Annotated in this window: 17 protein-coding genes and 2 pseudogenes; 8 read left to right on the top strand and 11 right to left on the bottom strand. The window is 62.9% G+C overall.

Annotated features, from left to right (window positions below; genetic code table 11):
* Position 1 precedes the first annotated feature (1 nt).
* Genes waaA through HNO52_RS00080 form a run of 3 tightly spaced genes read right to left on the bottom strand, consistent with a single transcriptional unit; the run spans position 2 to position 3,823 of the window.
* Entirely contained in the window at positions 2-1,306 is a 1,305-nt protein-coding gene (waaA, locus tag HNO52_RS00090; RefSeq protein ID WP_197567072.1) for a lipid IV(A) 3-deoxy-D-manno-octulosonic acid transferase, read from the bottom strand.
* Complete coding sequence (hldE, locus tag HNO52_RS00085) at positions 1,306-2,736, bottom strand: bifunctional D-glycero-beta-D-manno-heptose-7-phosphate kinase/D-glycero-beta-D-manno-heptose 1-phosphate adenylyltransferase HldE (protein ID WP_197567071.1); 1,431 nt, start codon at positions 2,734-2,736, stop codon at positions 1,306-1,308. Before hldE ends, waaA begins: the two co-directional genes overlap by 1 nt.
* Complete coding sequence (locus tag HNO52_RS00080) at positions 2,726-3,823, bottom strand: glycosyltransferase family 9 protein (protein ID WP_197567070.1); 1,098 nt, start codon at positions 3,821-3,823, stop codon at positions 2,726-2,728. Before HNO52_RS00080 ends, hldE begins: the two co-directional genes overlap by 11 nt.
* On the opposite strand from HNO52_RS00080, the gene HNO52_RS00075 reads away from it, so the two are divergent.
* Positions 3,822-4,526, top strand: a complete 705-nt coding sequence (locus tag HNO52_RS00075; RefSeq protein ID WP_197567069.1) for a 3-deoxy-D-manno-octulosonic acid kinase — start codon at positions 3,822-3,824, stop codon at positions 4,524-4,526. The two genes, HNO52_RS00080 and HNO52_RS00075, sit on opposite strands and share 2 nt — an antisense overlap.
* Before the next feature lie 138 nt (positions 4,527-4,664).
* On the opposite strand, the gene HNO52_RS00070 is transcribed toward HNO52_RS00075, so the two are convergent.
* Positions 4,665-5,390: a glycosyltransferase gene (locus HNO52_RS00070; protein ID WP_232090431.1), complete on the bottom strand. Its 726-nt coding sequence runs from the start codon at positions 5,388-5,390 to the stop codon at positions 4,665-4,667.
* Between the two features lie 42 nt (positions 5,391-5,432).
* On the opposite strand from HNO52_RS00070, the gene HNO52_RS00065 reads away from it, so the two are divergent.
* From HNO52_RS00065 to HNO52_RS00055, 3 genes are all read left to right on the top strand, one after another.
* Entirely contained in the window at positions 5,433-6,542 is a 1,110-nt protein-coding gene (locus HNO52_RS00065; protein ID WP_197567068.1) for a glycosyltransferase family 9 protein, read from the top strand.
* Positions 6,539-7,294, top strand: coding sequence for a glycosyltransferase family 2 protein (locus tag HNO52_RS00060; RefSeq protein ID WP_197567067.1), 756 nt, complete (start codon positions 6,539-6,541; stop codon positions 7,292-7,294). Before HNO52_RS00065 ends, HNO52_RS00060 begins: the two co-directional genes overlap by 4 nt.
* Before the next feature lie 242 nt (positions 7,295-7,536).
* Complete coding sequence (locus HNO52_RS00055) at positions 7,537-9,216, top strand: sulfatase-like hydrolase/transferase (RefSeq protein WP_197567066.1); 1,680 nt, start codon at positions 7,537-7,539, stop codon at positions 9,214-9,216.
* Between the two features lie 18 nt (positions 9,217-9,234).
* On the opposite strand, the gene waaF is transcribed toward HNO52_RS00055, so the two are convergent.
* Positions 9,235-10,278, bottom strand: coding sequence for a lipopolysaccharide heptosyltransferase II (gene waaF, locus HNO52_RS00050; protein ID WP_197567065.1), 1,044 nt, complete (start codon positions 10,276-10,278; stop codon positions 9,235-9,237).
* Entirely contained in the window at positions 10,275-11,240 is a 966-nt protein-coding gene (gene rfaD, locus HNO52_RS00045) for an ADP-glyceromanno-heptose 6-epimerase (RefSeq protein ID WP_197567064.1), read from the bottom strand. Before rfaD ends, waaF begins: the two co-directional genes overlap by 4 nt.
* Before the next feature lie 99 nt (positions 11,241-11,339).
* On the opposite strand from rfaD, the gene glyQ reads away from it, so the two are divergent.
* The 4 genes and pseudogenes from glyQ to HNO52_RS20920 all read left to right on the top strand — a co-directional run.
* A complete protein-coding gene (gene glyQ, locus HNO52_RS00040; RefSeq protein ID WP_442907087.1) occupies positions 11,340-12,356 on the top strand; it encodes a glycine--tRNA ligase subunit alpha in 1,017 nt (338 codons plus the stop codon).
* Complete coding sequence (gene glyS, locus HNO52_RS00035) at positions 12,356-14,422, top strand: glycine--tRNA ligase subunit beta (RefSeq protein WP_197569045.1); 2,067 nt, start codon at positions 12,356-12,358, stop codon at positions 14,420-14,422. Before glyQ ends, glyS begins: the two co-directional genes overlap by 1 nt.
* 164 nt (positions 14,423-14,586) lie before the next feature.
* On the top strand, positions 14,587-15,138 hold the full coding sequence (gmhB, locus tag HNO52_RS00030; RefSeq protein WP_197567063.1) for a D-glycero-beta-D-manno-heptose 1,7-bisphosphate 7-phosphatase: 552 nt from the start codon (positions 14,587-14,589) through the stop codon (positions 15,136-15,138).
* Between the two features lie 144 nt (positions 15,139-15,282).
* Positions 15,283-16,098 (top strand): annotated as a pseudogene (locus HNO52_RS20920) (IS110 family RNA-guided transposase); the annotation flags it as partial.
* Positions 16,099-16,149: 51 nt separating this feature from the next.
* Here HNO52_RS20920 and HNO52_RS20915 read toward each other — a convergent pair.
* The 5 genes and pseudogenes from HNO52_RS20915 to dnaA form a co-directional block, all read right to left on the bottom strand.
* Positions 16,150-16,611 (bottom strand): annotated as a pseudogene (locus HNO52_RS20915) (reverse transcriptase domain-containing protein); the annotation flags it as partial.
* Between the two features lie 771 nt (positions 16,612-17,382).
* On the bottom strand, positions 17,383-19,803 hold the full coding sequence (gene gyrB / locus HNO52_RS00020) for a DNA topoisomerase (ATP-hydrolyzing) subunit B (RefSeq protein ID WP_197567061.1): 2,421 nt from the start codon (positions 19,801-19,803) through the stop codon (positions 17,383-17,385).
* 3 nt (positions 19,804-19,806) lie between these two features.
* Positions 19,807-20,931, bottom strand: a complete 1,125-nt coding sequence (recF, locus tag HNO52_RS00015; protein ID WP_197567060.1) for a DNA replication/repair protein RecF — start codon at positions 20,929-20,931, stop codon at positions 19,807-19,809.
* A gap of 87 nt (positions 20,932-21,018) precedes the next feature.
* Positions 21,019-22,122, bottom strand: a complete 1,104-nt coding sequence (dnaN, locus tag HNO52_RS00010; protein ID WP_197567059.1) for a DNA polymerase III subunit beta — start codon at positions 22,120-22,122, stop codon at positions 21,019-21,021.
* Positions 22,123-22,191: 69 nt separating this feature from the next.
* The gene (dnaA, locus tag HNO52_RS00005) at positions 22,192-23,667 is read right to left on the bottom strand and encodes a chromosomal replication initiator protein DnaA (protein ID WP_197567058.1); all 1,476 of its coding nucleotides are present in this window, start codon (positions 23,665-23,667) and stop codon (positions 22,192-22,194) included.
* Between the last annotated feature and the right edge of the window lie 244 nt (positions 23,668-23,911).

Raw genomic sequence — 23,911 nt, 5'->3', positions numbered from 1 at the left:
CTCACTTACCCGAGAGCAGGCTCTGCAGGCCAACCAGGGTGCCTGCCAGGGCACCGCGATTGGCCGCCACCACCGCCAGGCCGGCCTCAGCCAGCCGATGACGCTCGGCCTCGTCGAGGAATAGGGTGACCAGAGTGTCGGCCAGCGCCGCACTGCTGGTCACCTCGACCAGTGCGCCACCCTGGCGCAGGGTCTCGGCAATATCGGCGAAATTGTCGAGCTCGGGCCCGGTCAGCACCGGCACGCCCATGGCGGCCGGTTCGAGCAGGTTGTGTCCTCCCACCGGCACCAGGCTGCCGCCGACGAAGGCCAGATCGGCGGCGCCATAGAGCGTGAGCAGCTCGCCCATGGTGTCGCCCAGGTAAACGGCGGTGCGCCCGTCGGGCCATTCGCCGAGCGAGCGACGCGCCAGTGCCATGCCGCGCTCGCGGCAGAGCTCGGCCACCGCATCGAAGCGCTGCGGATGGCGCGGCACCAGTATCAGCAGGGCATTGGCGTAGTGTTGGCGCAGGCGGGCATGGGCCTCCAGCAGTTGCTGATCCTCGCCGGGGTGGGTGGAACCGGCCACCCACACGGGACGTGAGCCCAGGCGTGTGCACAGGCGCTTGCTCGCCTCGCTCGACGCGTCGTCCGGGGTCAGGTCGTACTTGAGCGATCCCACCACGTCGATGCGCGTGGTCGGCATGCCCAGTTCGCGAAAGCGCTCGGCGTCGCCGCGCGACTTGGCGGCCAGCCAGTCGAGCTGGCCCAGGGCCGCCGCCATCAGCGGACGCAGGCGGCGGTAACCACGAAGGGCCCGCGGCGAGAGTCGGCCGTTGATCACCGCCGTGGGCACAGCGCGACGGCGACATGCAGCCAACAGGTTGGGCCAGATCTCGGTTTCGAAGAAAATGGCCAGCGAAGGCTGCAGCCGCGCGATGAAACGGTTCGCGGCACCGGGGAAGTCGAGCGGTACGAAGTAGTGGCGCAGGCGCCCGGAATCGCCGGCTTCGCGTCTCGTCGCGATCAGCGCCCGCACCCGCTCGGCGCCGGTAGCGGTCATGGTGGTCACCACCAGGCAATGGTTCGGGTAGCGCGCAAGCAGCCCCTCGATCAGCGGGCGGGCGGCCTGCACCTCACCCACCGAGGCGCAGTGCAGCCACAGCCGGGGCACACCGGCAGGCAGGCGTGGTATCAACCCGAGCCGCTCCCGACGCAGGTTAGTGAGCGCATGCTCACGCCAGACACGCCACCAGATGAGAGGCGCGAGCAGATAGAGCCCCGCCGAGTAGAGCCAGCGGGGCCAGCGGCGCGACACCGCTGTCATCAACTTTCGCGATCGAGAATGGTGGCGATCATGGCGGTAGTGGACACGCCATCCTCGAAGCCCAGCACCTTCACTTCACCGCCTGCGGCGCGTACCGCATCGCCCCCGGCAATTTCCTCCACGCGATAGTCGCCGCCCTTGACCAGCACGTCGGGCAGCACCGCTTCGATCAGCCGCTGCGGGGTGTCTTCGCCGAACGGCACCACCCAGTCCACCGCACCGAGGCTAGCCAATACCTGCATGCGTCGGGCCAGCGGGTTGATCGGCCGTCTGGGGCCCTTGAGCCGGCCGATGGAGGCATCGTCATTGACCGCCACCACCAGCCGGTCGCCAAGCTGACGGGCGAGCTCCAGATAGGCCACGTGGCCGGCGTGCAGGATGTCGAAGCAGCCGTTGGTCATTACCACCCGCTCACCGCGCAACTGGGCGGCACGCACTGCTTCGATCAGTGGTGCCTCGCCGATGACGCCGAACTCGGCCAGCTTGTCGCCGTGCACCGCAGTGTAGAGTTCGGCGATCGAGAGCGTGGCGGTACCGGGCTTGGCCACCACAAGGCCGGCCGCCAGGTTGGCCAGCGTCATGGCTTCGGGGAAACCGTGACCGGCCGCCAGTGCCAGCCCCAGCACGCCGATCACGGTGTCGCCGGCACCGGTGACGTCGAAGACCTCACGCGCCCGGGTCGGCAGGTGCAGCGGCTCATGGTCGCCACGGATCAGTGTCATGCCCTTCTCGCTGCGAGTAATCAACAGCGCCTCCAGCTCCAGCTCGGCGCACAGCGCCGCGCCCTTGGCAGCCAGGTCGTCGTCGCTGCGGCAGCGTCCGACTACCGCCTCGAACTCGGTCAGGTTGGGCGTGATCACGCTGGCCCCGCGGTACTTGCCGAAGTCGCTGCCCTTGGGGTCGATCAGCACCCGCTTGCCGGCACTGCGCACCAGGGCGATCAATTCCTCGACCCGGTTGAGGGTTCCCTTGCCGTAATCCGAGAGAATGACCAGGTCGCAGTCGGGTAACCCCTGCTCGACGCGCGCCAGCAGCCCCCGAGTATCGAGTTCTTCCAGGCCGTCCTCGAAATCGAGCCGGATCAGCTGCTGGTTGCGGCTCATCACGCGCAGCTTGGTAATGGTGGGAATCCCTGGGCTGCTCTCGAAATAGGTATCGACGCCGGCAGCGTCCATGCGCTCTGTCAGCCGGCGGGCATTGTCGTCGTCGCCGACCATGCCGCTCAGAGCAGCGTGAGCGCCCAGCGAGGCGATATTGAGCGCCACGTTGGCCGCGCCACCGGGGCGGTCCTCGCACTCTTCCACTCGTACCACCGGCACCGGAGCCTCCGGGGAGATGCGGGAGGTGGCGCCCTGCCAGTAGCGGTCGAGCATGACGTCGCCCACCACCAGCACGTGCGCCTGCTCCAGCGCGGTAAGGTCAAGCTTCATCGGGTCGTTCCTCTTCCTTGCATTCGTTCGGTCGTGTCATCAGCGCATCGAATTTGCCGATCACATCCTCGATGCGGATCAGCGTCATGGCGTCGGCATGACGGACACGCTGGCCCCAGTTGATCTCGTCGAGCTCACGGTGCAGGTAGGCGCGCACCGCATCAGGGTAGCGATTGACCACGTAGTCGCGCCATCGATAGGGCGCGGCACGGTCGGGGTTGGTGGTGGCGAACAGCCCTATCACCGGCGTGCCCATGGCATTGCCCATGTGCACCGGACCGGAGTCGGGGGCGATGACCACCCGAGCGCGGGCGATCAGCGCCAACAGTCCCTTTAGCGAAGTAGCACCAATGGCGTCGATCATCGCCTCCGGACGGCTGAGCGCGACGATACGCTCGCCCATCTCCCGCTCCACTGTGCTGCCGCCGCCGGTGAGCACCGTCTCCAGGCCATACTGGACCCAGGCATGCTCGACGACGGCGGCGTAGCCCTCAGCCGACCAGTTGCGAAAATTGCGCAGCCGCGGATTGGCGCAGGGGCTCATCAGCAGATAGGGAGCGTCGCCGGTCAGGGTGTCGGCCTCCTCGAAGGCCTCGGCCGGTACCGGCAGGTTCCATTCGAGCGACAGGTCCTCCACGCCCAGCAGACGGGCGAAGTCGAGAAACGACTCCAGTACATGGGCTCGCGGATGCGGCTCCAACTGGCGGTGGGTGAACCAATGCTGGGCATCCTTGGCCCGCGACTTGTCATAGCCCACCCGCACCTTGGCCTTGAGCCCAAACGAGAGCACGCTGGCACGCAGCGCCTGCTGCATGTGTAGCAGTACGTCGAAACGGGTGGCGGAGAGCTCGCTCCATAGCCGGCGCATGCCGGCCAGGCCGCTGGCCTTGTCGTAGACGACGAATTCGACCCCCGACAGGCCAGCCAGTAGACTGTGTTCCGCCTTGCCGATGATCCAGGTGATGCGAGCGTCGGGCCACTGACGCTGCAGGGCGCGTACGGTGGGCACCAGATTGCACACGTCGCCGAGGGCGGAGAGTCGCAGCACGGCGATATGGCGCGGTTGGGCAGGCAGAGGAAGCTTCATGCACTTGGCAACATGTCGGACGGGAAAGGCTTTCATTCTATATGATGCGGACAGTGTATGTGACGCCGAGCAGGCGCCACAAATCGCTCCGTATCTTTTCGACCCTCAGCATTGGCGCCACGCTGGGCGCGTGGTGGGCGAAGCCCCCGGGCGCGGCAGCAGCCTGTTTGTCGACGCCGGGGGCGAACAGTGGGTGCTGCGCCCCTATCGCCGCGGGGGGCTGGCGGCGCGACTGAGCACGAGCCGCTACCTGTGGACGGGGCTCGAGCGCACCCGGGCCTTTCGCGAACTGCGCCTCACCGCCCACCTCCATGCGCAGGGGCTGCCGGTGCCGCGACCGGTGGCAGCCGGCGTCACTCATCACGGCCTGACTTATACCGCGGCCCTGATCACGGTGCGCATCGAGGGTGCCCGCGCCTTGGCGGAGCGCCTTGGCGAGGCCGAAGCGACGCTTCTCGAACGGGTGGGCGCCACCGTACGCCGCTTTCATGAGGCCGGCCTCGACCACGTCGACCTCAATGCTCGCAACCTGCTGGTGGACGCCCAGGCCAAGGTGTGGCTGATCGACCTCGACCGCTGCCGGCTGCGCGCAGCGGGACCATGGCGCGAGGCCAACCTCGAGCGTCTCGGCCGTTCGCTGGCCAAGTTCGGTGCAAGGGACGCTCTCGCACTCATCCGTCAGGGCTATGCCACCGAGGCCTGACCCGACCTGCCACACCCAGGCCGCTGACAAGTACAACAGTGAGCCCACTAACCGGCATACTCCTCGGTCAGGGTACGCACATGTGCCCGAACGTCGAAGAGGCGTTCCGCCCTCGCTCTCGCCGCCCGGCCCAAGCGCTCACGCAGAGGCGTATCCAGCCCAAGTTCCGCCATGGCCTCGGCCCAGGCCTGCGGCTCCTCGGGCGCGGCGAGGCGACCGCAGTCGGGCCAGCCCCTCCAGCCAAAGCGCTTGGCCCTTGCCTGGCGTCAGCCGGCCGGGGAGGCCTATCGCCACTTGGCCAGGCGCCACTCCCAGCGTGTCGCGCAGCGTCTCGCGCGATGCCTCATCCAACTGCGGGGCATAGAGCGCCAGGTCGATGCCCAGGTAAAGCCGCCGGATGCGTTCAGCAGGCAGCGGAAAGGCTGCCAGGTTGCGCACGCGCGTCGCCTCGCTGATGGCGAACAGCCGCGTGACGCGACCGTAGGCCCAACGATGATAGAGATCCTTCTTCGGCCGGGTCACGCCCATGTGGTCGGTGAAGAAGAGCTTGAGCCCCGGTCGCAGGCTTGCCAACAGCGCCCCCAGGCGCAGGTCGCTGGACTTGTGGCAGTGCACGACATTGATGGCGTGGCGCTGAAGATAGGCCAGCACGCGCCCCACCTGTAGCAGCGCCCGGCCCCGTGAGGCCATCGTAAGCGGCTCGATGCCGGCGGCCGACAGGCTTTCAGCCACTCGCGAGCCGGCCAGCACCAGACCGTGGGGCTCCCACCCCTGACGTTGCAGCTCGGGTATAATCCGCGCAGGATACATTTCGAGTCCGCCCCAGCCATCCGAGAGGCAGATGTGCATGACCTTGTGCGACAAGGCTGTCTCCTTGTGTCGATCAACCGGGGCTCGGGAGCCCAGATGATGCCTTCTTCCTCCGTGGCCGGTCGCCACGCAACGGATCCGCCACTGCATATCCTGGTGGTGCGCAACGACAAGCTCGGTGACTTCATGCTCGCCTGGCCGGCGCTCGCCTGCCTCAAGGCCGGCGCTCCCGAGGCACGCATTAGCGTACTGGTGCCGAGCTATACGGCACCGATCGCCCGGCTGTGTCCCTGGATCGACGAAGTGATTCTCGACCCCGGCGACGCCGCCGGTAAAGAGGAACAGCGCAAGCTGCTCGCACGGCTGCGCAGTGAGCGCTTCACGGCCATGCTGACGCTGTTCTCCACGCCACGTATCGGCTGGCTGGGCTGGCGCGCCGGCATTCCGCACCGCCTGGCGCCTGCCACCAAATGGGCGCAGCTATTCTACAATCATCGCATCGTTCAGCGCAGGTCGCGTTCGGCCAAGCCGGAATACCAGTACAATATCGAACTCGCCGAGGCACTGCTAAAGGCCTTGGGACGCCAGCCCAGGCCGTGCCCATCGCCACCCTACTGGCCGCTGGCGCACGAGGAAGTGAAGGCTCAACGCCAGGCGATCTGCAGCGAACTAGATCTCGATGATACGTACCCTTGGCTGTTCCTACATGCGGGCAGTGGCGGCTCGGCAGTCAACCTCTCGCCGACCCAGTACACCGAACTGGCGATCCGCGTCGATTCTCGGCTGGCAGAAGAAGAGATCCGCCCACACTGGCTACTGACCGCCGGCCCCGGCGAGGAGCCGGCCGCTCACGAATTGAGTGCCCAGTTGAGCGCTGCGGGACTACAGGCGAGAGTACTCCCACCACGCCAGGGCTTGGGCGATTTTGCCCTGACGCTTGCTGTGGCCGACCTGTTTATCGCCGGTTCCACTGGACCGCTACACATCGCCGGCTGCATGGACATTGCCACCGCCGGATTCTATCCCGCCCATCGTTCGGCTACACCACTACGCTGGCAGACCTGCAACCGGGCCGAGCATCGACTTGCCTTCAGTCCTGCTGACGATTCTGATGAGCGAAACATGGCCAGCATCAGTATGGCCAGCGCGGCCGAACGAATCGTCCACTTACTCTTATCGCACAATTTCCGACAGGCCTCACCATGACCTCCATCACTGGTATCGTCATCACGCTCAACGAAGAGAAGCGTATCGGCGATTGTATAGACTCCCTGCGATCAGTATGCGACGAGGTAATCGTTGTTGATTCTCGTAGTCAGGACGGCACGGTAGCGATTGCCGAAAGTAAAGGAGCTACTGTCCTGTTACAGGACTATCTGGGCGATGGGCCACAGAAGGCTTTTGGCGTGCCTCATGCAAGCAACGACTGGATACTTGCTCTCGATGCCGATGAAAGGCTGGATGAGGATGCCATCGACGCCATCCGTCGCTTGTCTCTCAATGATCCTTCGGTAGCCTACAGCTTCCGAAGGCGCAACTTTTGTGGCAAGCATTGGATTAAGGCAGCTGGATTCTATCCTGACGAGGTTGTCAGACTCTACAACCGGATACATTCGGGCTATTTGTCAAAGAAGGCACACTCCTCGGTTAAATCTCCCAAAACCGAAGATACCGGCGCCCATATAAGACATTTCACCTATGATAGCTTGTCTCATTGGATCAAGCGCATCGATCAGCTATCAACCAGAGATGCCTGGGCCATGAAGGAAAAAGGCATTCCGCCGTCTGGACTTCGGCCCGCCATGCATGCCTTGAGTGCCGTTATTCGTAAGCTTGTGTTGAAAGGCGGGCTGCTCCAAGGTAGCGATGGCTTGACTGTAGCCATGACAACCGCCTTCCATGCCTATATGAAATACGCCAAGCTAAATGAACTTTATGAAAACGAAGAAGCCAAGTGAGTTTTAGTGTCAATCATCTAACGGTGCCTCTCGAACACCACACCCGAACCTAGATATACCAGCAAGCAAGTGTTACAGCCAGGGTCATCGACCACTCCTCGTCGGTTCGGCGGCTGGCCAGTTTACTGTCGCAACCACGAGGCCAGCAAACCCGGCGACAGACTGCCTGCGCCGCGATTCGTGGTGCAAGGCAAGCCGAGCTTGGTAAGCTGGTGAACGAAACCAATGGAAGAATCCACCCAATGTCGATCCCATCCACGCTCCTCGAGCTGGCTCGCCCGCGCTGGCTGTCGCTGTTGATGATCGGACTCTGCCTGGGCTATGCCGTCACCGTTCTTACCCGGATGCCCCAGTGGATGCTGCCCCTACCGGCACTTGCTTGGCTGGGACTGGGCGCCCACTTCCACTGGGGCGCACCACGCTCGGCACCTGGTACCTCGCTGAGTCGCCGGTGGCCCTGGGCACTGCTGCCCATCGCCCTGTGGGGGCTTTATCTCTACCTTGCCGAGAGCTTCGGCATCGTCGACCTGAGCGCGGTATTCTTTCACTTGCAAGCCGGCATGGCCGACCACGGTGGGGTCAGCCGCATCGGTGCGGCGTTCTTCTACACCCTCTCGATGATCATTCTACTGGCTTCGTTCACCTGGCTGATACGCCATGACCATCGCTGGCGCCGCGGCGAACCGCTGCTGGCCATCTTGCTGCTGGTGAGCAACCCCCTGTTGTATGGCGTGGGCCAGCGCGGTGCCGCCATCGTCACCAAGCCCGGCGCCTGGCTAGAACGCCAATACGTCGAGCCGATCCTTCTCGAAGCGCCCCGGGATCCGCCCAACCTGTTGCTGCTGTATCTGGAGAGCATCGAGCGTACCTATGCCGACCGCGAGCGCTTCGGCGACGCCTATGCCGAGCTGGACGCCATCGGTGAGCATGGCCTGGTTTACGAAGGTATTCGTCAGGTCGACAATACCGGCTGGACCATGGCCGGCATGATCGCAAGCCAATGCGGCGCACCTCTCATGCCGGCCGGCCTGCTGCACGACCGCCAGTTCTCGCCACTGGACAAAGTCGTGCCCGGCGTCGACTGCCTCGGCGACCTGTTGTCGGCTCAGGGCTACCAACTCACCTACATTGGGGGCGCCAGCGTCAACTTCGCCGGAAAGGGCCTGTTCTACGAAGGGCATGGCTTCGATACCGTACTGGGTCGCGAGGAGCTGCAGCCCCTGCTCGACGATCCCGAGTACGTCAACAATTGGGGTCTCTATGACGACTCGCTCTTCGAATTCAGCCTGCAGGAGCTTCGCCGCCTGAATGCCGAGGGAGGCCCCTGGGGCCTGGTCAACCTATCCTTATCGGGCCATGCGCCTTATGGCTATCCCGCCCAGGCTTGCCTCGACCGCCAGGGGGAGTTCGACGGCAACGACATCCTCTACTCTGTGGAATGTTCGGCCTGGCTGGCCCGGGATTTTCTCGCCCGGGCCGAGGCCGAGGGCCTGCTCGACAACACTGTCGTAATCGTTGCCAGCGATCACTTGACCATGCGCGTATCGGCTTGGGAGCAACTGATCGAGGGCGATCGCGAGAACACCTTCATCCTGATGGGGCCCGGCATTCCCCAAGGTCGGCAGAAGCGCGAAGCCTCCATGGTGGATGTCTTCCCCACCATTCTCGAGGCGATGGGCTATACCATCGATTGGCATCGCGCCGGTCTCGGAGTTTCGCTGCTTTCGGACGAGCCGACCCTGCTCGAGGAGCATAGCAAGGAGTTCTTCAATGACCGTATGCGCGAGGAGATCGTGCTGCAGGAACGTCTCTGGGAGGGGCTGGCACCGCCTAGCCAGGAGCTCGAACCGGAGGTGCCCCAAGAGCAGATCGTGGAGACCCCGGAAGATGCCATCGGTGAGGAACCTGCAGCGGTACAGTAGCCACCTGCCGCAGGCTGCTCAGACGCGTGCGATCACCGCCGTGCTCGCCGCCAGCAAGGCGGCGAGCACGCGCTGGGGCGAGAGCTGCACTAGGCAGTTGGTATGACCCAATGGGCAACTACGTTCGAAACAGGGTGAGCAGGAAAGGCCCAGGTAGTGAATCTCGGCGCTGTCGGTCAGCGGTGGCGTATAGGACGGTGACGATGAGCCGTAGATTGCCTGCACCCGGGTCCCTACCGCGGCGGCCACATGCATAAGACCCGAATCGTTGGTGACCACCTGCTGGCAGTCGGCAAGCAGGTCTACCGCATCTGCCAGGCGGGTCTGGCCACAAAGGTTGTGCACCTGTGCCTGGCTCTCGGCGATTGCCTCACCCGCGGCGGCGTCCTTGGGGCCGCCCATTACGCGCACCTCGAAGCCCTCCGCGGTCAAGCGTCCGGCAAGCTCGCGAAAGTGCCCCAGAGGCCACTGCTTGGCTGGGCCATACTCCGCGCCGGGCATCATGCCAATGGCTGGCCGCCGCCCCAATTCCAGTCTTGCGTGCAGTGCTGCCAGGTTGGCGGAATCGATACGAAGACGTGGCCGAGGGATGGCAAAATCGCCTCGCCGGGCCTCTTCTGCCGGCAAACCTAGCGCCACGAAGCGCTTGACGGTCTGGTCGAGCCGCGCCTTGTCGAGTTCGCGCCGCTCGTTGAGCAGCCCGTAGCGCTGCTCGCCGGTAAAACCCACCCGATGGGGAATGCGCGCCAAGAACGGCACCAGGGCCGACTTCCACGAGCGCGGCAGCACGATGGCGGTATCGAAGCGTCCACGCAGCTGTCGCGCCAGGATGCGACGAGCCCCCCAGCCAAACTCACCGTGACCGACGTCCAGGGTCGCCACCGCGTTGACCTCCGGCATGCGCTCGAGAATTGGCTGTGACCAACCCGGCGCCACCACGCCGATATGGCTCGGCTGGCGCTGCTTGAGCGTCTTGAACAGGCTCTGCGCCATGACCATGTCGCCGACCCAGGAGGGTCCGACCACCAGGATACTGGATTCCGGCGTGGCCGCCTGGTTCATCCCTTGGCCCCGTCCAGCCAGGCGAGATAGGCCTTCACTCCCTCGGCCACGGTGCGGAACTCTCGGTCGTAGCCAGCCTCGCGCAACCGCGAGATATCGGCCCGAGTATAGCTCTGGTAGCGCCCCTTGAGTTCGTCGGGGAAATCGATGTACTCGATTCGGCCGCGGCCATGGTGGGCAATCACCGCTTCGCCGATGGCCTTGAACGGCTCGGCACGCCCCGAGCCGAGGTTGAAGATACCGGACCGTCCGGGGTGGTCGAGGAACCACAGATTGACGTCCACCACGTCACCGACGTAGACGAAATCGCGACTCTGCATGCCGGCATCATAGCCGTCCCAGGCACCGAACAGCCGGAGATCCTGTCCCGCGCTGACCTGGGTATGGTTATGGTAGGCCACGCTTGCCATCTTGCCCTTGTGCTGTTCGCGCGGTCCGTAGACGTTGAAGTAGCGAAAGCCCACCACCTGGCTGGTCAACTCGTTCCAGTGCTGGCGCACGTACTGGTCGAACAGCAGCTTGGAATAGCCGTAGACATTGAGCGGCTTCTCGTATTCGGGCTCTTCGCGGAACACCTGGCTACCCCCGTAGGTGGCCGCCGAGGAGGCGTAGAGGAAGGGAATCCCCTGCTGCTGGCAGAAGTGCAGCAGCACCTTGGAGTACTCGAAGTTATTGTCGAGCATGAAGCGTCCGTCCCACTCGGTGGTGTCCGAACAGGCGCCCTCGTGGAAGATCGCCTCGATCGGCGGCAGGCGAGCAGGCTCGCCTCGTAGCACCGCCTCGATACGTGCGCGCAAGTCGTCCTTGTCGAGGTAATCGCCAAGGGTGCAGTCCGCCAGGTTGACGAACTTGGTCCCGTCGCGCAGGTCGTCGACCACCAGTACGTCATTGCGCCCGCGCGCATTGAGAGCCTTGACCAGATTCGAGCCGATGAAGCCGGCGCCACCTGTCACTACGATCATTGTGAACCTCACTGGGGCGCAGCTGCTGCGCCTATAACCGATGTGCCTGTGATTGTATACTTGACGCCTCGTGAATTCATGGCCAACGGTGCTTCCGCAATGACTCCCTCGCCAAACCCGTCGCAGACGCTCTCGACATCCCCGTCGACCTCGGCTCCAGGGTCGACGTCCGACGCGACCACGTTCCAAGGCCTGATACTCGCCCTGCAACAGTACTGGGCCGAACAAGGCTGCGTGGTGCTCCAGCCGCTTGACATGGAGGTCGGGGCGGGCACCTTCCACCCCGCCACCTTCCTGCGCTCCATCGGCCCGGAAACCTGGAATGCCGCCTATGTGCAGCCTTCCCGGCGCCCTACCGACGGCCGCTACGGCGAGAACCCCAACCGCCTTCAGCACTATTATCAGTTCCAAGTGGTGATGAAGCCCTCCCCTGCCGACCTGCAGGAGCGCTTCCTGGGCTCGCTCGCTCGCCTCGGGCTCGACCCGCTGGTGCATGACATTCGCTTCGTCGAGGACAACTGGGAGTCGCCGACCCTCGGCGCCTGGGGGCTCGGCTGGGAAGTCTGGCTCAACGGCATGGAGGTGACCCAGTTTACCTATTTCCAGCAGGCGGGCGGGCTGGAGTGCTACCCGGTCACCGGCGAGCTGACCTATGGCCTTGAGCGTATCGCCATGTACCTGCAGAACGTCGACAGCGTCTACGATCTGGTCTGGACCATCGCACCGGACGGCTCCAAGGTCACCTATGGCGACGTCTACCTGCAGAACGAGCGCGAACAGTCGGCCTACAACTTCGAGCATGCCGACGTGCCGGCGTTGTTCAAGGCTTTCGACCATCAGGAGCGAGAGTGTACCAAGCTGCTCGAGGCCAACCTGCCGCTGCCCGCCTATGAGCAGGTACTCAAGGCCTCGCACACCTTCAACCTGCTGGATGCCCGCCACGCCATCTCGGTGACCGAACGTCAGCGCTTCATCCTGCGCGTACGCACCATGGCTCGCGACGTGGCCCACGCCTACTATGCCTCGCGCAAGGCTGCCGGCTTCCCGCTGGCTCCCGAGGCGCTGCGTCAGGGACTGCTGGCCCAGGACATGAACGCCGAACAGGGAGACGCATGATGGCTGCCAATACCTTTCTGATCGAGCTGGGCGTCGAGGAGCTACCGCCGAGCGCTATCGATTCGCTCTCGGATGCGCTCGCCGGTGGCATTCGCCGCGGGCTCACCGAGGCCGAGGTCAGTTTCGGCGACGTTCGCGCCTATGCCACACCGCGCCGCCTGGCTGTGCAAGTGGCCGAACTGGCCGACAAGCAGCCGGACCGCGCGGTGGAACGTCGCGGCCCGGCGCTCGCCGCCGCCTTCAAGGACGGTCAGCCGACCAAGGCCGCCGAGGGCTTCGCGCGCTCCTGTGGCGTCACCGTAGCAGACCTGATCCATCTGGAGACCGACAAGGGCACATGGCTTGGCTATCGTGAGCAGCAGCAGGGCGAGGCGACGATCCGACTGCTGCCGGCCATCGTCGACCGGGCCATCGCGACCTTGCCGGTGCCCAAGAACATGCGCTGGGGCGTGTCCCGAATCGAGTTTTCGCGCCCCGTACATTGGCTGGTCATGCTTTACGGAAACGAGGTGATCGAGGCCCAGTCGCTGGGGCTGACTGCGGGTCGTACCACTCGCGGACACCGCTTCCACGCGCCCGAGCCCATCGAACTGAGCCATGCCGACGACTATCTCGCCGCCCTCGAGCAGGCCTGGGTGCTGGCCGATCGTGAGCGCCGCCGCGAGCGAATCCGCGAGCAGGTGCTGGCCGAGGCGGAGGTTCAGGAAGCCCAGGCGGTAATCGACGAAGAGCTGCTCATTGAAGTCAGTGGACTGGTCGAGTGGCCGGTGGCATTGGCCGGCAGCTTCGACGAACGCTTCCTCGAAGTGCCGGCGGAATGCCTGATCTCATCGATGAAGGCAAACCAGAAGTACTTCCATCTGCTCGATGCGCAGGGGCGACTCAAGCCGCAGTTCATCACCATCGCGAACATCGACAGTCAGGAGCCACAACGGGTCATCGAAGGTAATGAGAAGGTCATTCGCCCACGCCTCGCCGATGCTGCCTTCTTCTACGACACCGACCGCAAGCAGCCACTTGCGGCACGCCTCCCCGGTCTCGCCAACGTGGTGTTCCAGCAGCAGCTCGGTACTCTCGCCGACAAGGCGCATCGTAGTGCGGCCGTCGCAGCCTTCATTGCCGGCCGCATCGGCGGTGACGTGGCGTTGGCGCGTCGTGCCGCCGAGTTGGCCAAGTGCGACCTCGTCACCGAGATGGTGCTCGAATTTCCCGAGCTGCAGGGCATCATGGGTCGCTACTATGCCACCCATGACGGGGAGCCCGGCGAGGTGGCACAGGCCCTGGAAGAGCAGTACCTGCCGCGCTTCGCCGGCGATGAGATTCCTGCCTGCCGCACCGGCCAGGCCCTGGCGTTGGCCGACCGGCTCGACACCCTAACCGGCATCTTCGGTATTGGTCAGCGTCCCAGCGGCACCAAGGACCCCTTCGCTCTGCGCCGCGCCGCCATTGGTCTGCTCAACATCCTGATCAAGGGCGAACTGGATCTCGACCTGCGCGAACTGCTCGAACTCGCTGCGGCACAGCACCAGGAGCTGCCCTATGCCGAGGGCTTGGTCGAGGATGTGCTCGGCTACATGCTAGACCGCTTCCGCGCCTGGGGTCAGGAAGAAGGCATCCCGGCCGAAGTGTATCTCGCGGTGCGTGCCCGGCCCGTGACCAAACCTCTCGACTTCGCCCGTCGCTTGCGTGCGGTGCACGCGTTCACCCAGCGCGAGGAAGCTCTTGCCTTGGCGGCGGCTAACAAGCGGGTCTCCAACATCCTCGCCAAGCAGGCCGACGATGCCGGTGGCCAGATCGACCGGTCATTGTTGCTGGAACCCGCCGAGCAGGCGCTGAACGATGCCGTCTCATCCAGCTCCGAGCAAGTCATGCCGCTGTTCTCTGCAGGACGCTATCGCGAAGCGCTGGACATTCTGGCTGGGCTGCGCGCCCCGGTGGATACGTTCTTCGATGAGGTCATGGTCATGGCTGACGAAGATGCCATCCGGCGCAACCGCCTGGCGCTACTGGCCGCTCTCCAGGCGCTATTTCTCGAGGTGGCGGACATCGCCCTGCTACAGCAATAAGCTATACCCCTGCGCGACCAACCGGCCGGGACTCTCCCGGCCGGTTTTTTATTTGCTTCTGGCGTTTCACGTGAAACATGACACATCCTGGCGAAGCCCGTCTTGGCAGCGCCTGTTTCACGTGAAACACTTCTCCTATCTCCGAATCTGTTCATGGTGAGTCAATGGCCGAGGCAACCCGACTCGTTATTCTCGACAGGGATGGCGTCATCAACCTGGACTCAGACGACTATATCCGGTCGCTGGACGAATGGATCCCCTACCCTACCGCCATCGAAGCCATGGCACGCCTGTCCCGTGCGGGCTGGGCCGTTGCCATCGCCACCAACCAATCCGGAATCGCGCGAGGCTACTATGATGAAGCCACCCTGGCATCGATGCACACCGAGCTCGAAAGGCGGGTCAACGAGGCGGGAGGTGCAATCACGCATATCGCCTACTGCCCGCATGGACCCGATGAAGGGTGTTCCTGTCGCAAGCCTTTACCCGGGCTTCTGGCTGAAATACGCGACGTGTTACGGCTGCCTAACTTGGAGGGAAGCTGGATGGTGGGCGACAGTCTGCGCGATTTGCAGGCTGGGGAATCGATGGGTTGCCATACAGTTCTTGTGCGCACCGGAAAAGGACGCAGGACCGAGACAAAGGGGACAGGTATCGGTAAGGCATTAATTTTTGACGATCTTGCTGCCTTCGTCGATTGGTTACTAAACCCATAGAACAAGACAGGCGCTAATCGGGTAGGGGCCGGGGTTGCCCCCGGCGCCCTCCCACACCACCAATGGGATGAGTCCTCCCCACCCTACCCCGGCGCCGATGCGCCACACTGAGAGGGTGAGGCTATCTGCTGAGGAGCGCATCCCATGAACATTTCACGCGTTGGTGTCGATATTGCCAAATCCGTCTTTCATGTCCACGGCGTCGATCGTCATGATCAGGTCCAATGGCGCGGCAAGTACCAGCGTGACAAGTGGCTGGACGCCATCGTCAAGCGCGTCCCCATGGGGGCCGAGATCAGTATGGAGGCGTGTGCCTCCGCCCACCACTGGGCCCGCGAGCTGCAGGCGCGCGGCTATCACGTCAAGCTGATCGCCGCCCAGTTCGTCAAGCCCTACGTCAAGAGCAACAAGAACGATCGTGTGGATGCCGAGGCGATCTGCGAGGCCATGGGCCGCCCCCACATGCGCTTCGTCGCCGTCAAGTCGGTCGCCCAGCAAGATGTTCAGGCGGCGCATCGCATCCGCAGTGAACTGGTTCAGCAGCGTACCGCCAAGGCCAACCAGATTCGTGGCCTGATCGGCGAGTACGGGCTGGTGGCGCCCACCGGCATCGGCCAGCTGCGAGTAGCCTTGCCACGCTGGCTGGAGGATGCCGAGAACGGCCTGACTGATGACTTCCGTGTCTTGTTGGCAGGCCTCGCCGAGGATTTGCGCCACCTGGATGCGCGCATTGTCACGGTGACAGAAGGCATCGAGTGCCACGCCCAGACCGATCCCATCGCCAAGCGGCTGATGACCCTGCGTGGCGTCGGCATACTCACCGTCACCGCCAGTGCGTTGGCCAGCGCTCTGGGCGATGCCCAGGCTTTCAAGCGCGGGCGCGATTTTGCCGCCTCCCTGGGCCTGACACCAAGACAGCATAGTACCGGCGGTCGCGACCGCCTGCTGGGCATCAAGCAGGATACTGGCCAGCAGCGGACTCAGCGGTCCGCCTTGGGGCGTACCCTGCCGGCGCGGCGTGGTCAGGCCGTGCTGGAACATCCCGGCTTCCAGGTAGCGGCGGATCAGGCGCAGCACCCGCTTGTCGCGAACGCGGCGCGCGACCCGCGCCATCAGCAGATCGTGGTTCACTCGGTCGAAGAAGGCTTCCAGGTCGAGGACGACCACCCAGCGGTGGCCGGCAGTGACATGGGTCTTCATGGCCGAGACGGCCTGCTGGGCGCTGCGCTTCGGGCGGTAACCGTAGCTCGATTCGGAAAAACCCGGATCGAAGAGCGGCGTCAGCACCTGCAGCAGCGCCTGCTGGATCAGCCGGTCGGTGACCGTGGGGATGCCGAGCTGTCGCGTCCCGCCCTTGGGCTTGGGGATCTCGACGGCTCGGATCGGGCTGGGGTGGCACTCTCCGACCAGCAACCGCTCACGCAGCGTCGGCCAGTACTGTTTCAGGTGGTCGGCCAACGGGACCACCGTCATGCCGTCGGCACCCGGTGCGCCTTTGTTGGCGACCACCTTACGGTAAGCCCGCGCCATGTTGGCCTTCTCTACCGCGGCCTCCATGAGCGGGTCGGGCTCCGCTTTCGTCCACGATGACGACGCCGGAACCGTCTCGACGCCCACCGGCCGGGGCTCGGGGTTCCGCCCCTGCCCCTCTGGGTGGGTGGCGGTATCAGCGCCAGCTTCGGTCTTCATGATCGATCCTCGAGACGTCATCGCCTACTCGCGGTTCCTCATGTTCGGCCCTTGGTGCCGTGGTGAATCGGCACTTACTATGGCCTCTGCTGACGTCTGATAGCCCATCCCGTCGCCTCTCGACGCCGGTAGCACCGTGGCAGACCACCAGACCTCCCAGGGTAAGACGCGCGACCTTCCCGCTTATGCCTGTCGGATTTACGCCATGGCGTTCCGTGCAAGTATTGGGCTTTAGTGACTCTTGACACCTCACCCCGCCATGCCGCCTTGTATCCGCTTCCTGTTCGTCAGGCCAGCGTTTTGCCTCAGGCTTCCTTCAGATTCCCCCTCGCGGGAGACACCCTTGCCGTCGGCTAGCACTTCCCCTTGCCGGGCGTGCAGGGGGACTTTCACCCCCAAGTCATCCCGAGACACCACTCTCGGGAACAGCGCCAGTCAGGCGCTGCGCGCCATGCCTGGCGCACATGAAGAAAAGCCGACCCGCTATGGGTCGGCTTTCTTATAGGTCAAGAGCTTACGTGACAAAAAGGTGTTTCACGTGAAACACCGCGTCCTCTAGACGTCCAGATTAGCTACCAGGGCATTGCTCTCGATAAAGGCGCGGCGCGGTTCGACCTCATCACCCATCAGGGTGTTGAACATCATGTCGGCAGCCACCGCATCCTCGATCGACACTCGTAGTAAACGACGTGTTTCGGGGTCCATGGTCGTTTCCCATAGCTGGTCCGGGTTCATCTCACCCAACCCCTTGTAGCGCTGCACCGAAAGGCCTCGCTGGGCTTCGGCCATCAACCATTCGAGCGCCTGATAGAAAGTGCCAACCGACTTCTTACGCTCGCCACGAGCGATATAGGCCCCCTCTTCGAGCAGGCCTTCCAATGTTTCTCCCAGCGCCGCCATGGCGCGATAATCAGCGCTGGTGAAGAAGTCGATCCCCCAGACGTAATCGGAACTGACACCATGCGCGGTGAGCGTTACCGCCGGCAGGAAGAGTTCACGCTCAGCGTCTTCCTCGAGGCGGAAGGTATAGCGTGGGCCGCCCTCATAGGCCACCAACGCGTCCATCTCCTCCTGCAGGTAGGCGATCCAGTTCTGCATGGTAACGCGATCCTTGAGACTCTCTTCGCCTTCGAGATGAGCAGCGTGCACTACCTTGCGCAGCACCTCGTTGGGATAGACCCTCGACAGACGATCGATACGCTTCATCACGTCGCGGTATTGTCCAACCAGCGATTCGAGCTGTGCCCCGGTGACCGGAGGTGCATCCGGGTTGACGTAGAGCCTGGCACTATCCATGGCCGTCGTGGTCAGGTAATCGATCAGTGCCTGCTCATCCTTGAGGTACGTTTCCTGCTTGCCACGCTTGATCTTGTACAGTGGCGGTTGGGCAATGAAGACGTGACCACGCTCGATCAGCTGCGACATCTGGCGGAAGAAGAAAGTCAGCAGCAACGTGCGAATATGCGAACCGTCAACGTCGGCATCGGTCATGATGATGATCGAGTGGTAGCGCAGCTTGTCGGGGTTGAACTCCTCGCGGCCGATACCACAGCCGAGAGCAGTAATGAGCGTGCCCACCTCGGCGGAAGAGAGCATCTTGTCGAAGCGCGCCTTCTCGACGTTAAGAATCTTGCCTTTGAGCGGAAGAATCGCCTGGGTGCGACGGTCCCTGCCCTGCTTGGCGCTTCCACCGGCCGAGTCGCCCTCGACTAGGAACAACTCGGAAAGACTGGGATCCTTCTCCTGGCAGTCGGCAAGCTTGCCCGGCAGGCCAGCGATGTCCAAGGCTCCCTTGCGCCGAGTCATGTCGCGCGCCTTGCGCGCCGCCTCGCGAGCGCGTGCGGCGTCGAGCATCTTGTTGACGATCGCCTTCGCCTCGTTAGGCTTTTCGATCAGGTAGTCAGAAAACAGTCGCCCCATCTCCTGCTCGACCGCGGTCTTGACCTCTGAGGAGACCAGCTTGTCCTTGGTCTGGGAGGAGAACTTGGGATCCGGAACCTTCACCGAGATGATGGCCGTAAGGCCTTCACGGGCATCGTCGCCCGACGTTGCCACTTTGGTCTTCTTCAGCAACCCCTCGGCTTCGATGTATCCGTTCATCGTCCGTGTCAGGGCGGCACGAAAACCGGCCAGGTGGGTACCGCCATCCCGCTGCGGAATATTATTGGTGTAGCAGTAGATGTTCTCGGTAAACGAATCGCTCCACTGCATGGCCACTTCGACCACTACACCGTCCTCGCGCTCGGCCTCGAAGTGGAACACCGGGTTGAGTACGGTCTTGTTAGTGTTAAGGTGGTCGACGAATGCCTTGAGGCCGCCCTCGTAGTGAAACAATTCCTCCTTCCCGCTGCGCTCGTCCATCAGGCGAATCGCCACACCGGAGTTGAGAAACGAGAGCTCGCGCAAGCGCTTGGCCAAGATGTCGTAGTGGAACTCTATATTGGCGAAGGTATTCGATGACGGCTTGAAATGGACGCGGGTGCCGGTCTTTTCGGTTTTCCCCACCACGCCAAGCGGTGCCTGAGGCACGCCATGACGGTAAATCTGTTCATGGACTTGTCCTGCCCGCCATATCGTCAGCTTGAGCTCTTCAGAAAGCGCATTGACGACCGACACGCCAACGCCATGCAAACCGCCCGACACCTTGTAGGAGTTGTCGTCGAATTTACCGCCAGCGTGAAGCACCGTCATGATGACTTCCGCCGCCGACACACCCTCCCCTTCATGAATGTCGGTGGGAACACCGCGGCCGTTGTCGCTGACAGTGATCGACTCGTCCGGATGAATGATCACTCGTATTTCGCTGCAGTGTCCGGCCAGGGCTTCATCGATGGAGTTGTCCACCAGCTCGAACACCATGTGGTGAAGACCTGTCCCGTCATCGGTATCGCCGATGTACATGCCGGGACGCTTGCGCACGGCATCCAGCCCCTTGAGGACCTTGATGCTCGATGAGTCGTAAGCTTGCTCGCTCATTGACTACTCCGTCGTGAAGTCTATCTGTGCCTGAGGCACTAGCTGCCCTGCTCCGGACGAGGCTTGTTTCACGTGAAACATCGTCATTGGCGTGTGGGATTGCCATGGTCCCACGAGGGCATCGTGTTCGACACTAGTGATGAAAGCCTGGCAGCGCATGGATTCCAGCAGTCGGCAAAATACACGACGATGCTCGGCATCCAGCTCTGCGGGTAAATCGTCTACCAAATAGAGACAGCTGCGCCCTGTCGATTGCTCTAGCAGTCGCCCCTGGGCCAGTTTTAGCGCACTGACTACCAGCTTTTGTTGGCCTCGCGACAGCACCTCAACGGCAGGGCGACGCCCCAGCCGGATGCGCATGTCGGCGCGCTGGGGGCCATTCTGGGTAAACCCCATCTGCTGGTCCGTCGTCCGGCCCTGTTCAAGCACCTCACGCAAGGAGCGCTGCTTGTCCCAGCCGCGAGAATAGCGCAGGCTCAAATCGGGCAAATCGATCAAGCGGCCGAGCGTCTCCTCGAATACGGGAACGAAGCTCACCATCCACTCGCGTCTCAGGATATCGATCCGTTCGCCCCAAAGTGCCAGCTCCTGCTCCCACGCAGCCAGGCTATTGGCATCCATTCTACCATGTCTGAGAAGCGCATTCCGATGCTTCAGCGCTCGCTTGACGCGGCGCCAGGCATCGTAGAAGTCGTGTTTCACGTGAAACACCCCCCAGTCGAGGAACTCCCTTCGGCCGGCCGGAGCCCCCTCGAGAAGACGGAAGGCATCGGGATTGACCAGCTGCAAGGGAAGAGCTTCGATCAACTGCGCCAAGCGCGAAATCCGCTCTCCCTTCATGCGCATTTCCATCTCCGCCACATCGCGCGCACGACGAACCCCGACCGGCAGCGGAGGGTCGCCGGCCAGGCGAGCAAACAGCGTCATTTCCTCGGCGTCATGGGAGATGGCATGTTTTAGCTGCCGTGTGCGGAAGGAGCGCCCCATGCCAAGGATGTGAAGCCCCTCGAGCAGGCTGGTCTTGCCGCTGCCATTGCGCCCCACGATCAGGTTTATACCGGGGCTCGGTGTAAAATCGAGCATGCCGAGATTTCTCAGGCCGGTAAAAGCGAGACGGTCGATCAGCATACAGCGAGATGCACAGCTAGGTGACACCCGGCCGGGTCACGATCGTGGTACGGCCAGGTGTGATGGAAGGCAAGCAGAACGGTCGCCTCACAGGCGCATCGGCATGACGACATACAGGGCATCGCCCCCGCCGGGCTCTTCCAACAAGGCGCTACTGTTCGAATCGGCGAGAGTCATCTGCACCCTATCCTCTCCAATAACACTAAGAACATCAATAAGATAGCCAACATTAAAGCCGATCTCGAGAGAGTCGCCACCGTACTCTACGGCTACGTTCTCCTCAGCCTCCTCCTGCTCGGGATTGTTCGCCATTACCTGAAGGTTGCCCTCCTGGAGATGCAGACGGACACCACGATACTTCTCATTCGAGAGAATGGACGTGCGTGATAGCACCTGACGCAGTTCGGCACGCTCGGCAATGAAGACCTTGTCGCCTCCACGCGGTACTACCCGCTCGTAGTCGGGGAACTTGCCGTCGACTAGCTTGGAAGTGAAGGTGAAATCGCCGGTATGGGCACGCACATGACTGGCACTGAGCGTCAATGTCACCGGCTCGTCGCTGTCATCCAACAGGCGTACCAGCTCGAGTACGCCCTTGCGCGGTATGATCAGCTTGCGCGCTGGCTCCACTTGGATCTCTGCCGGGCGAGAACATACGGCCAGCCGGTGACCGTCGGTGGCCACGGTACGCACCAGGTTGGAACGCAGCTCAAGCAGCATACCATTCAGGTAGTAGCGCACGTCCTGCTGGGCCATGGCAAAGGAGGTGGCATCGATGAGATGCTTGAGCGTCCCGCGTGGCAGGCTAAGCTCAACATCGCCCGCACTATCTTCAATATTCGGGAATTCAGCGACCGGCAGGGTCGAAAGGGTAAAGCGGGAACGCCCGCTACGCAGCACGGCGCGTCCTTCCTCCAGGCTGAACTGCAGTTCGGCCTGGTCGGGCAGCGACTTGCAGATGTCCATCAACTTGCGGGCCGGCACGGTAACGGCACCCGGTGCATCGACCTGTGATGCTACCGTGCGTCCGATCAGTTCGACCTCGAGGTCGGTGCCGGTAAGGGCTACCTCGTCCTGATCGACCTGGATCAGCACGTTGGACAGCACCGGCAGGGTCTGGCGTCGCTCCACCACGCCAGCCACCAGTGCCAGCGGCCGTAGCAGCGCTTCGCGGGTAATGGAAAATCTCATGTCGGCTCCACGTCTAGTCCTGTAGATGGGTGTCGGGCATTGATGTCAGACGTCAAGGCGAACGAGCCGTCAACTGGTCAACAGCCGCAGCAGGTTCTTGTAATCCTCACGGATATCAGCGCTCTCTTCCTGCAGAGCCTGCACCTTGCGACAGGCATGCAGTACCGTGGTGTGGTCTCGCCCACCGAAGGCATCGCCGATTTCAGGCAGGCTGTGATTGGTCAGCTCCTTGGCCAGCGCCATGGCGACCTGACGCGGTCGCGCCACCGAGCGCGAACGCCGCTTGGAGAGCAGGTCGGCCAGCTTGATCTTGTAGTACTCGGCAACGGTGCGCTGAATGTTGTCCACGCCCACCTGCTTGTCCTGCAGCGCCAGCAGATCCTTCAACGACTCGCGAATGAAGTCCTGGGTGATCGGCTTGCCCATGAAGTGAGAATCGGCAATGACCTTCTTGAGCGCCCCCTCCAGCTCGCGCACGTTGGAGCGAATCTTCTGGGCAATGAAGAAGGCGGCATCGTGCGGCAGGTCCACCTTGGCCTGGTCTGCCTTCTTCATCAGAATGGCGACACGGGTTTCCAGCTCGGGCGGCTCGATGGCAACGGTCAACCCCCAGCCGAAGCGCGACTTGAGACGCTCCTCGACACCGCTGATCTCCTTGGGATAGCGATCAGAGGTGAGGATCATCTGCTGGCCACCCTCGAGCAGTGCATTGAAGGTATGAAAGAACTCCTCCTGGGAGCGCTCCTTGCCGGCAAAGAACTGGATATCGTCGATCAACAGCGCGTCCACGCTGCGGTAGAAACGCTTGAAGTCGTTGATGGCGTTGAGCTGCAGCGCCTTGACCATGTCGGCCACGAAACGTTCGGAGTGCAGGTAGACGACGCGTGCATTCTCGCGCCGGGTTGCCAGCGCGTTGCCCACCGCGTGCATCAGGTGGGTCTTGCCCAGACCGACGCCGCCATACAGGAACAGTGGGTTGTAGGCGCCTCCCGGGTTCTCGGAAACCTGCCGCGAGGCGGCCCGCGCCAACTGGTTCGACTTGCCCTCGACAAAGGTCTCGAAGGTAAACGTAGGATTGAGGCCGCTGTTGTGTTTCAGGCTGCCTTCGACCTGTACTTCGCGATCCCCGCTCGGACGACGCCCCGAGCCGAGCCCCTCTTCACGCAGCTGGTCAATTTCACGCTCGTCGCCGATATCTCCTCGCGGTGGAACTTGCACGGCCGGCGCCAGGGGAGAGTGAGGGTTGGCCGATACCGGGGCTCCCAGGTCTCGTGGCTGTGGCTTGACCGCTGCCGCCCTGCGGCTTCCGACTGTCAGCACTACCCTTGGCGGTTTGGCTGGGGCCAGATCCCGGAGCAGTTCGTTGATGCGCTTGGCATACTTGTCGCCAACCCAATCACGAACGAAGCGATTGGGTGCCAGCAGGCGCAGCTCGTTGGCTTCCCCCTCTTCGGCTTGAAGCGGGCGAATCCAGGTATTGAACTGCTGTGCATTCAGCTCGTCCTGCAGGTAATCCAGACACTGTTGCCAGAGAGCAAGAGACACTCGACCTCACCATACCCGTTGATGCATGACCGGCCATTGTATCCTTCGCCTGGCGGGTTATCCACATGCGGTTCGACACCAGACAACCCTGTGGAAAAGCGGCTCTGCAGCAGGCTCTCGACAGTCTGGCTGCGTGCCTTGGATTCGCTTCTTCAACCGCCCCTGATGCGCAGGACTTACCAAACGCTTTTCCACAGATCATGCCCCAACCTATGTCTTTGATCTTTCATTAATCAAATAACTT

It is taken from the genome of Halomonas sp. MCCC 1A13316 (assembly GCF_014931605.1).
GTDB lineage: Bacteria > Pseudomonadota > Gammaproteobacteria > Pseudomonadales > Halomonadaceae > Halomonas.
Note: the sequence above shows the minus strand (reverse complement) of the source record. Positions and strands in the feature narration are given on the sequence as shown.